The organism is Paraglaciecola hydrolytica (assembly GCF_001565895.1).
In the GTDB taxonomy this organism is placed as follows: domain Bacteria; phylum Pseudomonadota; class Gammaproteobacteria; order Enterobacterales; family Alteromonadaceae; genus Paraglaciecola; species Paraglaciecola hydrolytica.
The window spans coordinates 365,554-377,908 of record NZ_LSNE01000002.1 but is presented as its reverse complement, the minus strand read 5'-3'; the positions used below and the strand labels follow the sequence as shown (position 1 = coordinate 377,908).

At 43.0% G+C, this 12,355-nt stretch carries 10 protein-coding genes; 3 read left to right on the top strand and 7 right to left on the bottom strand.

Features of this window, described 5'->3' with window-relative positions:
• Positions 1 to 170: 170 nt before the first annotated feature.
• The 7 genes from AX660_RS02480 to AX660_RS02450 form a co-directional block, all read right to left on the bottom strand.
• Entirely contained in the window at positions 171 to 491 is a 321-nt protein-coding gene (locus AX660_RS02480) for a hypothetical protein (RefSeq protein WP_068371957.1), read from the bottom strand.
• A gap of 160 nt (positions 492 to 651) precedes the next feature.
• Positions 652 to 1,053, bottom strand: coding sequence for a hypothetical protein (locus AX660_RS02475; RefSeq protein WP_068371954.1), 402 nt, complete (start codon positions 1,051 to 1,053; stop codon positions 652 to 654).
• 74 nt (positions 1,054 to 1,127) lie between these two features.
• On the bottom strand, positions 1,128 to 1,403 hold the full coding sequence (locus AX660_RS02470) for a hypothetical protein (RefSeq protein ID WP_068371951.1): 276 nt from the start codon (positions 1,401 to 1,403) through the stop codon (positions 1,128 to 1,130).
• Positions 1,404 to 2,073: 670 nt separating this feature from the next.
• A complete protein-coding gene (locus tag AX660_RS02465; protein ID WP_068371948.1) occupies positions 2,074 to 2,520 on the bottom strand; it encodes a YaiI/YqxD family protein in 447 nt (148 codons plus the stop codon).
• Positions 2,517 to 3,437 (bottom strand): hypothetical protein, encoded by a 921-nt coding sequence (locus AX660_RS02460; RefSeq protein WP_068371946.1) that lies wholly within the window; start codon positions 3,435 to 3,437, stop codon positions 2,517 to 2,519. Before AX660_RS02460 ends, AX660_RS02465 begins: the two co-directional genes overlap by 4 nt.
• The gene (locus AX660_RS02455; protein WP_068371943.1) at positions 3,434 to 4,057 is read right to left on the bottom strand and encodes a sigma-70 family RNA polymerase sigma factor; all 624 of its coding nucleotides are present in this window, start codon (positions 4,055 to 4,057) and stop codon (positions 3,434 to 3,436) included. The genes AX660_RS02460 and AX660_RS02455 overlap by 4 nt, the downstream gene beginning before the upstream one ends.
• The gene (locus AX660_RS02450) at positions 4,044 to 5,903 is read right to left on the bottom strand and encodes a vWA domain-containing protein (protein WP_068371940.1); all 1,860 of its coding nucleotides are present in this window, start codon (positions 5,901 to 5,903) and stop codon (positions 4,044 to 4,046) included. Before AX660_RS02450 ends, AX660_RS02455 begins: the two co-directional genes overlap by 14 nt.
• A 359-nt stretch (positions 5,904 to 6,262) precedes the next feature.
• On the opposite strand from AX660_RS02450, the gene AX660_RS02445 reads away from it, so the two are divergent.
• From AX660_RS02445 to AX660_RS02435, 3 genes are all read left to right on the top strand, one after another.
• Entirely contained in the window at positions 6,263 to 7,408 is a 1,146-nt protein-coding gene (locus AX660_RS02445; protein ID WP_068371938.1) for an efflux RND transporter periplasmic adaptor subunit, read from the top strand.
• 11 nt (positions 7,409 to 7,419) lie between these two features.
• A complete protein-coding gene (locus AX660_RS02440; protein ID WP_068371935.1) occupies positions 7,420 to 10,803 on the top strand; it encodes an efflux RND transporter permease subunit in 3,384 nt (1,127 codons plus the stop codon).
• The coding region (locus AX660_RS02435; protein ID WP_131811753.1) for an efflux RND transporter permease subunit at positions 10,796 to 12,355 on the top strand (1,560 nt) is incomplete at its 3' end. The genes AX660_RS02440 and AX660_RS02435, both read left to right, overlap by 8 nt.

The window sequence follows — 12,355 nt, the reverse complement described above, 5'->3', positions numbered from 1 at the left end:
AGCGACATCATCCTCTCCGTTTTCCGTTTCAGCCCACAAAAGTAAAGCTAATTTTTTATTAAGTGCTTCCATGTATATCCAGCGTATAACGCCCGGCTTTGGGGCGGACTTGTAGCCGCGCAGCGGCGGAAAGGCCGTCCCAGCCCCGAAGGGGCGACAACAGCCGTTTGTTATGCCAATTGCCAAAGCCAGTCATTGAACCACTCCTTGGGCATTTGCTCGGCCTCAAAGTCTTTGGCTCGAAGCTCTTCAAGTGTATATGTGTTTGCCAGATAGAGATCCCACTGCGTTTCCACATCCGTAAGAACAGGGAGCAATCTCTCAATTTCTGGATCGGCATCAACATCGAGATACTGACACCAGAACCTATCGCACCATTCTGCGATCTGCCTGTGCGAGTATGGGGATGCCTCTGGGTTTGCGCCCCAAGTAAGCATCTGTAGTACAGAATCTCGCGTAAACGGCATTTCTGCTGGAGCGCTTGGTTTCATGGTTCGGAGCACCTACTCACTAAGGCATAACGTTAAGTTCAACGGCAGTTTGTAAGTTGTGAATTTGTGGAATACTTTTGCGAAGCAAAACCGCAAAGGCGCGACTTACAAACTGTCCAGCGCCGAAGGCGCGTGTTGCAACGCCTTGTTAGGGCTCTATTTATTTTGGTTTTGTTTTGGTTCTGTATTGCGTATTTGCTGGTACCCAAAATGCAAAGCCGTTGTTTGAAATTTCAAGATCTTGAGAAAGATTTAGCTTTTTCAATTCTACCTTAATACCGTCTATTCCCGCTTTTGAGCGAATTATATATTTCTTAGCAAGAACGTCTCTGTAGCTACGCTCAGTACTTGCAATAACTTTTTCTTCTATTGTTTCGTTAGGAATGCCAAGAGAATAAACATGAACGTCTTGATCAATTGCAAAAGTTTTAATACGCCAAGCCTGATTAGATTCAATAAAAAATTGAACGGTATCGGCATTGTAACCGTCCGCTGGAGCTTCTACGTTTTCCGCATAACTGCCTTTAATTGTTAATACAAAAATAATAAGTACAATTTCCATGATTGCCCTAACGCCCCAAGCAGGGGAATTTATGAGCGTTTTTCAGCGAGTAAATTTCCCACTGGCTTGGCTTGTTATATTTTCGCACTGTTAACTATATGCTCCGTCCTTAAACGATAACCTTCTTCCCATGCGACTAAAACTGCAAGCAGTCCTGAGAAAAAAATGATGCCCATAGACATTGGTAAAAAAGTCACTAGCGACATCGCCCCCATACTGACACCAACAAAAGTTAGGCAAAACATCAGTATTGAAAAGATAAATACGAATAAACCGATTATCCCTGTAGCTCTAGCAATAAAAAGTAAGAATCCCAAATGCTTGCTTTGAATGTTCTTGTAAGGTTTCATCTTTCATCCTTGATGGTTAGTTTAAGGAAAATATAACGATATGAAACACAGGCGTCGCCGTTTGACGTCCTGTGATTTCGCTTGTTATGTGACAACCTGAACCTTAGTTCGGTTGTATTGATTGTTGTTTTCATCAATATAACTCAGGTTGGATAGCGATTGAAAGTGCGAAAAAATATAGCCTGATAGGGGGTGACATTACCTTAAGACGGTTGCTTGGACTGAGTGTTACAAATCACCAACTTGTACACCTGCCAAGTAACCGTCTTAAGGGGAATGAAAAGAGTATAGCCCCTGTCAAATTCCGACTTAGTTTTTCTTTTCATATGATTTAAACTTGTAATACTGTTTTAATATACAGAACCAGAAAAACCAAGTTAAATCATTGTTTTAAAAAGAAAAATCGGACTTTAATTGCTCACATAACAGTTTAATCAGCCTGTCTTCGCCGTGTTTAAACACGGGACTTGGCCGCATATTAATTTTCTCTATTTTTTACATGACTTATAAGTATTTGTATAGCTTAAGTTTTCGATGACATTCAAAAAATTATCTGGTGAAAGGCGGCGAAAGACTAAGATCTTGCAGATAGGCGGCGTTAATCATCACTACTGAATATTTACCCAGTTATTTTTATAATCCAACATCTGGCTGTCAGAGTTGATTATGTCTATTTCACTTTAGCCAGTATACGATCAAGATGATTAGCAAATTGCTGGCGGTCGGCTTGATTCATGGGTGGTGGGCCACCGGATTGTTCGCCACTGGCGCGCATGGTGTCCATAAAGTCGCGGATATTGAGGCGTTGTTTGATGTTTTCTTTGGTCATTAACTCACCTCGAGAGCTTAATACTTGACCGCCCTTGGTGATGACTTCATCGGCCAAGGGAATATCACTGGTGATCACCAAATCTAAGGGCTCTACACGTTTAACAATTTCATCATCGGCCACATCAAAACCACTGCTAACCTGTAATGAGCGGATCACCTTGGACGGTGGCGTGCGAATAAACTGATTAGCCACAAAAATGGTTTCGATTTGTTTGCGCTCAGCAGCGCGACAAATAATGTCTTTTATCACTGCCGGTATGGCGTCGGCATCAACCCATATTTTCACTCGTTACTCTCTTGATTAATGTGCTTGGCCCATTGTGCCTGTTGCTGCTCGGTCAGTAAATCAACTAAATCCTGAGGTGCCTGCCAATCTGCCTGCATAGCCAGTTTGTTGTGCATTTGTTGCAACAGTTTTGTTTGTAAGTCACTCACTTGCAACTCCAGTTCTTGCTTTTCAGCGTGAGTGATTGAATCCATGTTTGAACCATGAGTATCACTCAATTGAGCTCGTTGTTGGTCGTCAAACAAAGTAGCTTGCTTTTTTCTGCTGTGAGCTAACAAGGCGTACGTGGCAACAAGTTTATTTTGTAGCTGTTCAATTTGCGCGGTAACAAGCTGATTAAGTGCTTTCTCAGGCGCAGGAGCCATCTGGGTTGTGATTTGTTGCTCGGCCAGGGTTTGCATTTTACTTTGGGCCTTTTTAGCTTTTTGTTGCTCACTTTGTACAGCATCAAACTGTGCACTGCGCAGGACTGACATTGCTTCTTTTTCACTAGCTGCTTGATGTGCACTTTCTATTCTATTTGTATTAAATTCCTGAGACGTTGCGCTATCAGCCATAACTTGAGTTGATTGTGGGGCGCTGAATGCTTCAATTTCCGTAGGCATTGCTTCAGGATATAGCTGCTGACTTGCAGTAAAAAACTGATATTGGTTGATAAAAATCACACTAACTAACAATACAGACGCTGCAACTGATACTGGCCATTGCCATTGACGCCAATTTTTTGAGGCTCTGTTATGATGTGTAGCAGTTTGCGTACTTTTCCTAACTTCGCTGGTTTGTGGTTTAACTTGTAACCTCGCCTGTGCCAATATGCTTTGATCCACTTGGGACGAGGGCTGTTCGACTTTTAAACTTTGATATAACTCAGAGATTTTGCCTTGTTCAGGGTGCAGTTGTTCAACTTCATTTGTCATAATACTTTTCCCCCTATTACTGCTGCCCCTACTTTACGGGTGATGCACTGGCGTAAACTGTCATAAGCCTTACGTAAACGGCTTTTACAGGCTTCAAAATTGGCATCAACGATGTGAGCGATGGCATCTACACTCAGGCCTGCTTCTTCTTTCAGTAAAAAACATTCCCGTTGAACTAAGGGCAAAAAAGCGATGCAATCTTTTAGAGCTGCTTTTGCCTTGTCACTTTCAAGTATGTAAGCAGGATTACTCTGAGTGTTATGCTCTGATACTACAAACTCGGCCTCAACCCCATCGTCTGCTTTATCCTCAATCACCTTAGCCACCACTTTTAAATGCCTAACTTGATCAACTAATTTATGGCGTGCGAGGGTGTAGAACCAAGTAGTAAATTTTGCACTTGCTTGATACTGCCCAGCACTGGTAATAACTTTGCTCCAAATGTCTTGAAACAAATCTTCAGCCAAACTTTTGTCAGCTAATTGGCGCAAAAAATAACGATATAAACCGCCCTTATGGCGCAGATAAAGTTGTTCAAATGCGGCAAAATCGCCCTGTGCATATTGCAGCATCAGGGCTTCATCGCTGAGTAACGTAATGTCAATTTTAGTGGCTAGCATTTAATCCCAAAAGTTTGATCTTGCCTTGCAGTATGAGCGGCTGAACAACACTGTTGGCAATCAATTCTGGCTTTTGTAAGACTTCAGTTTGATTGTTTACTTGCAGACTGTCTGCGCTTTTTACTAACTGGATAAACTCTGCGCGGTAACCAAAGTCGTCACTGCCTTTGGCCTGCTGAGCAATGTTTACCAATTGTGCATAATCCATATCTTGTAAATAATGACTTTGTTTAAGTTTATGGGCAAAGCCTAACACAGCGCTGGCAAAGCGAAAATCGTCAGATTGACTATTAAAATCAGTTATTTGCTGTTTTTGAATAGTTTGTGTGACTAACAAACTCGTTTCGCTATCAATGGGTTTATAACGTAGTTTAACCAAAGCCAGTTCATTGGCTAAGTTGTGCTTATCATCCATGTTGCGAGTGGCTGCTTGAGCCCCGTAACGTAAAGGGTCAAGATAGAGATTGTTACTGTCAGTCAGGCTGATTTCATAAAAAGCAGTTACCGTGTGCCCCGCACCAATTTCACCGGCATCCACTTTATCATTGTTAAAATCTTCTTGATTAAGTTTGCGGTTTTCATAACCCACTAAACGGTATTCGGCCACCGTCGCAGGGTTAAATTCCACCTGAATTTTTACGTCTTTGGCAATGGTCAAAAGGGTTGAACTGAGTTCGTCCACTAGCACTTTACGTGCTTCATGGATAGTATCGATATAGACGTAATTACCATTGCCAGCATCGGCGAGTTGTTCCATCAAGTGATCGTTATAGTTGCCTTGACCAAAACCTAAGGTAGTGAGGGCGATGCCTTTTTCTTTTTTACGTTTAATCAATTCAATTAGCTGTTTATGATCCGTTTGCCCAACATTAAAATCACCGTCGGTAGCCAATAAAACGCGATTTACCCCTCCTTTAATAAAAGCTTGTTCAGCCATGTTGTAGGCCAATTCGATACCTGCTTGGCCGTTAGTTGAGCCACCTGCTTTAAGTTGCATTAAAGCCTGCTCAATTTTAGCTCGATTGTTGCCTTTAGTTGGCTCTAACACCACACCTGAAGCACCGGCGTATACCACGATAGAAACCGTATCTTTGGACGATAACTGCTGTGTCAACATATTGAGCGAGCGAATTAACAAGGGTAGTTTATTGGCTTGATCCATAGAACCCGATACATCTAGTAAAAACACTAAGTTCGAACCCAGTGTTTGATCAATCTCTGGCGTATAGCCTTTTAAGGCTATACGTACTAGGTGTTTATCTTTATTCCAAGGGGATACCGCCACATCGGTATTAATGCTAAAAGGTTGAGTATCCAGTTTGGGCAGTGGGTAGTGATAGTCAAAATAATTGATAAATTCTTCTACACGCACTGCATCGGCAGGCGGCAATACGCCCTGATTAAGCATACGTCTGACATTGGTATAACTTCCAGTGTCTACGTCAATAGAAAAGGTTGAAACCGGCTCGTTGCAAACCGCTTTTACGCCATTTTCAGTCAGGTGCTGATAGTTCTCGGTATTTTGTTGGGGTGGTGCTGGCATGGCAAAGTTTTGCATCTGCATGCCTGAGGCCATCACTTTCATTCGAGTCTGAGCGCTTTGCATTGCATCGGCTTGCAGCATTTTATGCTTTTCTGCTCTGATTAACTCAAGCTCCACGGGAGCTGTTGGGCGTGACAATACGATAATGTCTTGTTCTTGCTCAGTTTGTGCCTCACGTTTTATATCTGAGCTACAGGCGGTGCCTAAAAGTGAAAACACGGTTAACGCAATAAGACTGCGGCGAAAACCGTAAATTGATTGTGCTGGGGCTGAAGTAGATTGAGCTAATTTTTGATTTTGCATGATGAAGCCTTATTTTTGTGTTGGATTAAGTCAGTTGGAATAAATTGAATACATTAAACTTCTTACCTCACTATCAACGTGGCACTTTGCAAAAAGGGTTTTTTATTTTTGTTTTTTTGTTTTTTTGTTTTTCTTTTCTCCTTTTTTAAACATCTAACGATTTAAACCAAGTTCTGGTCAATTTCACTAAAACCTTTGGCTATCATCAGCGTAAATTCACCACAAAACACAATAAGCCATTGTTTTAATTAACATTTAATTCTATGGCACGGTCAATGCAGATTCGTTATTGATAATAATATTTAGCTTAATTTTGTAACTCACTTAGTCAAATTAAGCACCACATCAGGAGACTTTTAATGGAACCACGTAAATTTAAACCTAGCCTCAGCGCACTGGCTATTTGTGCAATACTTGTTTCAAGTAGTGTATTAACCGCCTGTGGTGACGCCGAAGCCATAGTAGATGCCGAGAAAAAAGAGGTCGTGATTGCGGTTCCAGTAGAAGTCGCCACACTCGGGCACGGTAGTATTTCAGCTAACTACGCCACCACCGCCGTACTTGAAGCTAAAGAAGAAGCCTTTGTTGTACCCAGAGCCTCGGGCATTATTGAAGAAATATTTGTCGAAGAAGGTGACTATGTTGAAAAAGGTCAAGTCCTCGCTCAAATCGAACCTCAGCGTTACCACCTTAATTTAGATCGCGCCAAAGCCGATTTAGTGGGTATCGAAAAAGAACTTGCTAAAATCAACAAGGTCTATTCGCAAAAACTGGTGAGCGACGATACCTTTGACAAACTCAACGCCCAATATCAAAGTGCCAAAGCCACGTTAGCTTTGGCGGAGTTAGATCTAAAAGAAGCCACCATTACCGCACCTATTGCTGGTTTTATCGCTGAACGTAATGCCAAAGTGGGTAACTTAACCGAGTCATTTCAACGGGCCAGAATGTTTCATATCGTCCAGCAACAAGAGTTATACGGCATTGTCTATTTACCCGAAAAAGAACTGGCTCGAGTGCACAAAGAACAAAAAGCCACACTCGACTTAACCGCTTTTGGCGAAAAACCCGTTGATGCGCTGATCGAAAGAATAAGCCCAGTAATCGATCCCAAAACCGGTACCTTTAAAGTGACTTTGCGTGTGCCTAATCACGACCATCTATTAAAAGCCGGTATGTTTGCTCAAGTAAAACTCAACTACGACACCCGCGATAATGTGATTTTGCTACCCCGCAAAGCCCTACTCGCCATTGATAACAGCGTGAATGTATTTGTAGTTAAAGACGGTATAGCCACCAAAACTCCTATTCAAGTGGGTTATCAAGAAGGTGAGTTCGTTGAAGTCATCAGTGGTTTAGTGGGTAACGAACAAGTGGTCATCACTGGCCATCATAACTTACGTGATAAAGCGCCTATTGAAGTGGTTAATAACGACGCGTTGGACATTGACAACAAACACAACGACGAAGCGAGCAAAACGCCTGCTCAATTAGCCAAAAGCTAAGGAACAGCCACATGAATATCGTTGATATTGCGGTTAAACGCCCGGTCACAGTGTGGATGTTTACCTTAGCCATCATTCTATTTGGCATGGTATCTCTGTCACGTTTAGCCCTGAATTTATTACCAGAATTATCTTACCCTACCCTCACTATCCGCACAGACTATGTGGGAGCGGCACCAGCCGAAGTTGAACAGTTAGTATCAAAACCCATTGAAGAAAGCATAGGTGTGGTGAAAGGGGTACGTACGGTAACCTCAACCTCTAAAGCCGCTCAGTCAGACGTATTATTAGAGTTTGAATGGGGTACTGACATGGACTTAGCCAGTTTGGAGGTCAGAGAAAAACTCGACACCCTACAACTGCCACTAGACATCAAAAAACCTGTATTACTGCGTTTTAATCCAAGTCTTGATCCCATTATGCGTTTTGGTTTTGTAGGCATTAATGCGCCAGTAGAACAAATCGCTAAGCAAACAGAGCAAGATAAAACTAATACAGCAATTGCGCCCATTGAAACTGTCACCCTAGATGCTGAAGGCATTAAAGCCCTACGTTTATACGCTGAAGAGCAAGTTAAACGCCAGTTAGAATCTGTTGCTGGGGTTGCCTCAGTTAAAGTGGGAGGTGGTTTAGAAAATGAGATCCAGGTACTAATTGATCAAGATAAAACCAGCCAGCTCAACATCAGCGCCAACGATATTATCAAACGGTTAAAAGAGGAAAACGTCAATACCGCCGGTGGACGAGTTGAAGATGGCTCCCAAGAATTTTTAGTACGCAGCCTCAATCAATTTCAAACCTTAGACGATATGCGCAATTTATTTATTGCCAACCGCGAAGGCAAAAACATTCGTTTGGGTGATGTAGCAGTCGTATTGGATGCCTATAAAGAACGCACCTCCATGAACCGTTTTGGTGGTTTTGAAGGGGTTGAAATTGCTATTTATAAAGAAGGTGATGCCAATACTGTAGAAGTTGCCAAAAACATCAACTTACGCATCAGCCAATTACAAGATGAGATCCCCAAACACTATCAATTGCAGCTGGTTTACGATCAAAGTCGTTTTATTGCCAGTGCCATCGATGAAGTTAAATCTGCGGCCATTATTGGCGGCCTACTTGCCATGTTTGTTTTATATCTATTTTTGAAAAACATCTGGCCTACGCTGATCATTTCTATCTCCATCCCTGTATCAATTATTGCCACCTTTAACTTGATGTATGGCAACGATATCAGCCTGAACATCATGAGTTTAGGGGGGATAGCCCTGGCCATTGGTTTGCTGGTAGATAACAGCATTGTGGTGCTCGAAAATATCGACCGTCATAAAAAACAAACCAAAGACTTTAAACTCGCTGCGGCTTTGGGCACTAAAGAAGTATCCATGGCCATTGTTGCCTCAACACTAACCACTATGGCGGTGTTTTTCCCCTTAGTGTTTGTTGAAGGTATAGCGGGTCAGTTATTTGCTGACCAAGCCTTAACCGTGACTTTTGCCTTAGGCGCCTCGCTGTTAGTAGCCTTGAGCTTGATCCCCATGCTGGCAGCCCGTGAGAAATCCGCTGATGCCACGCCAGAATCTCCCCTTGATCTTGGTCCCGCTACCGAACGCAGTCTGCCAAGCAGCAAGTTAGGTTGGGCCTTGTATTATTTAGTGTGGCCGCTACGTATGTTACTTAAAGTGGTGTTTTATTATCTGCCACTTGCCATATCCAGTGTTGTCATCACCCTATTCCGTTTGATTAGTAAAGCATTGAGTTACTTACTTAAACCTGTGTTGTGGGTATTTGATCTTAGCTTTAATGTGCTTGAAGCTGCCTATGTCTTAGCCCTCGCTTTAGCGCTCAAAACCCGTTTAGTAGTATTAGCCGCGGTGATTATTATCGCTGGTGCCTCTGCTCTGTTATTACCTAAGCTTGGCATGGAATTAATCCCCGATATGGCGCAAGGAGAATTTTACGTTGAAATTACCCTACCCAGTGGTTCACAACTTGAATCTACCGATCACGTTATTGCCGAACTAGGCAGATATACCGAGACCTTGCCTAACGTAAGCCGCACATATGCATTAGCTGGTAGTGGCAGTTTAATGAATGCGTCGGCCAGTCAAGGCGGCGAATACTGGGGTAAACTCAACGTGGTGATGACTCCAGGTAGCGACTCGCAAACTAGCCAGCAGGTAATGGATCTTATGCGCGGCTTTTTATCCCAACAAGCTGGTGTGCAAAGTAAATTTGGTCAACCTGCTTTATTTACCATGGCCACACCTTTAGAGGTTGAGATCAGTGGTTACGATCTTGATGAGCTGATGTTGTATAGCCAAAAGCTGCAAAATAGTCTGAATAACGACAGCCGTTTCACCGATGTCAAATCCAGTTTGCAAAGTGGTAATCCCGAGCTGAAAATTACCTTTAATCATGCAAAGTTAGGTCAGTTAGGTTTAAACGCTGCCGATGTGGCTAAGTTAGTTGCGGTACAAATTGGTGGTGAAGTAGCCAGTAAGTTCAGTATTTTAGACCGCAAAGTGGATATTTTAGTGCGTACTCAACATCAACAACGAGATTCGGTCTCTGATATTGGCCAGATTATCGTTAACCCAGGCGCCGACCAAGCCATCCCTTTAAACGCTGTAGCAGACATTATGATGTCGGTGGGCCCCAGCGAAATCACCCGTGTAGGCCAACAACGAGTCGCGTTATTAACCATGAATTTAAACCATGGTGACTTAAACGACGCGGTTATTGAGGCCAAAAAGCACATAAAAACACTTAAACTACCATTGAACATGCAAGCGCGAGTTACGGGCCAAAGTGAAGAAATGGAAAACAGTTTCACCTCGCTTAAATTTGCCTTAGCACTGGCGATATTTTTGGTCTATTTGGTGATGGCTTCGCAGTTTGAATCATTGTTACACCCCCTACTTATCCTGTTTACCGTGCCATTAGCCTGTGCAGGCTCTATTTATGGTTTGTATATCACTTCAACCAATATCAGTGTGGTGGTGTTTATTGGATTGATTATGTTGGCCGGTATCGTGGTGAATAACGCCATTGTGTTGATTGACCGTATTAATCAGTTACGCGCTGAAGGCTTAGAAAAAGCTGAGGCGATTATGGCTTCCGCCCAAAGCCGTTTGCGCCCCATATTGATGACCACCCTAACCACGTCTTTAGGTTTATTACCCATGGCGATTGGCTTAGGTGAAGGCTCAGAAATACGGGCCCCCATGGCTATTACGGTGATCTTTGGTTTGTCTTTTGCCACTCTACTAACTTTGTTTTTTATCCCAGTGATTTACAGTTTGTTTGATCGCAAACATTTTATTGCCGCTCCAATCGTCAACGCTTCAGTAGTAAACAACACTCGAGCAAATGGGGAGACAGTTCATGGATAAGTTTGAAAGTGCAGGCTCGGCCTTAGCGGATTTTGCCATTCGTCGGCCGGTGACCGTGTGTATGTTCTTTTTTTCCATGTTGGCCTTTGGGCTGTTATCCAGCCAATTGTTGCCCTTGGAGAAATTCCCCAGCATCGACATTCCGGAAATTGCCATTCAAGTTCCTTATCAGGATGCAACACCGGCCGAAGTGGAAAAAATGATCACCCGTCCGGTGGAAGAAGCCTTAGCGACCATGTCGGGTATCAAACGTTTACGCTCAAACTCCACCGAAAATGGTGCGGAGATCCAACTTGAGTTTGCCTGGGATGACAACCTTAAAGCTAAAGGCATAGAGGCTCGTGAAAAAATCGATGCTATCCGCAACTTACTACCTACTGATGTTGAGCGAATCTTGGTCTATCAGTTTAATACCAGTGATATGCCGATATTTTCGTTGCGGGTATCCAGCGAGCGAGACTTATCGAGTGCCTACGACTTACTCGATCGCAATTTAAAAATGCCCATCGAACGGGTGGCCGGAGTGTCTAAGGTTGAGCTTTATGGGGTCACCAAAAAACAAGTATCCATACGCCTTGATTCAGAACTGATGTCGGCTCTGCAAGTGAGCACCAATGAATTGGCCGCAACCTTGCGTAAAGTCAATTTTTCGATGAGTGCCGGACATTTTATCGACCAAGACTATGGCCAAAAAATCATGGTTAACCCACAAGGTGAATTTAAGGAGCTCGACGAAATTCGCGACTTAGTGATTAAACCCAATGTCAGATTAAGTGATATTGCCGAGATCAAATTTGAAACACCAAAACGTACCGAAGGTCGCCATTTAGACCAATCCTATGCTGTGGGTTTTAATATTTACCGTGAATCAAACAGCAATATGGTGGAAGTCGCCGACCGTGTTATGGCAGTGATCAACGATGCCAACGAAAACCCCGCCTTTAACGGTATTAACCTGTACATCATGGAAAACGAGGCAGAAAGTGTTACCTCGTCGCTATCTGATTTACTTAGCGCGGGTTTGCTCGGTTCATTGTTATCCTTGTTAGTGCTCTATGCTTTTTTACGTAATATCACCAGCACCTTGTTAGTGGTGCTGTCAGTGCCCTTTTCTATCTGCATCACTTTAGGCTGTATGTATTTTATGGGTTACTCCATCAACATATTGTCGATGATGGGATTGATGCTGGCAGTGGGTATGTTGGTCGACAATGCCGTGGTTGTTACCGAAAGTATCAGCCAAGAAAAAGAACATAATCCTGATGCCATCGCTGCCACTAAAGCCGGTGTAGGTAAAGTGAGCCTAGCTGTGATTGCCGGTACGGTAACCACGGCAATTGTATTTTTACCCAATATCGTTGGGGCTAAAGTCAATGTCACTATCTTTTTAGAGCATGTGGCCATCGCCATATGTATTTCGTTGTTTGCCTCCTTGTTGATTTCGCAAACCTTGATCCCCCTGCTTTCCACCAAGATAAAGTCTACACCAGTCGCAAAGGCCAATGCACAGCAACAACAAAATGGCAAAATAGCGCGTTTTTATGAGCGAGTA

Coding starts and splice junctions, on each gene's coding strand:
- AX660_RS02475 (WP_068371954.1), bottom strand. CDS start 1,053: ATGGAAATTGTACTTATTATTTTTGTATTAACAATTAAAGGCAGTTAT.
- AX660_RS02450 (WP_068371940.1), bottom strand. CDS start 5,903: ATGCAAAATCAAAAATTAGCTCAATCTACTTCAGCCCCAGCACAATCA.
- AX660_RS02460 (WP_068371946.1), bottom strand. CDS start 3,437: ATGACAAATGAAGTTGAACAACTGCACCCTGAACAAGGCAAAATCTCT.
- AX660_RS02455 (WP_068371943.1), bottom strand. CDS start 4,057: ATGCTAGCCACTAAAATTGACATTACGTTACTCAGCGATGAAGCCCTG.
- AX660_RS02445 (WP_068371938.1), top strand. CDS start 6,263: ATGGAACCACGTAAATTTAAACCTAGCCTCAGCGCACTGGCTATTTGT.
- AX660_RS02440 (WP_068371935.1), top strand. CDS start 7,420: ATGAATATCGTTGATATTGCGGTTAAACGCCCGGTCACAGTGTGGATG.
- AX660_RS02480 (WP_068371957.1), bottom strand. CDS start 491: ATGAAACCAAGCGCTCCAGCAGAAATGCCGTTTACGCGAGATTCTGTA.
- AX660_RS02470 (WP_068371951.1), bottom strand. CDS start 1,403: ATGAAACCTTACAAGAACATTCAAAGCAAGCATTTGGGATTCTTACTT.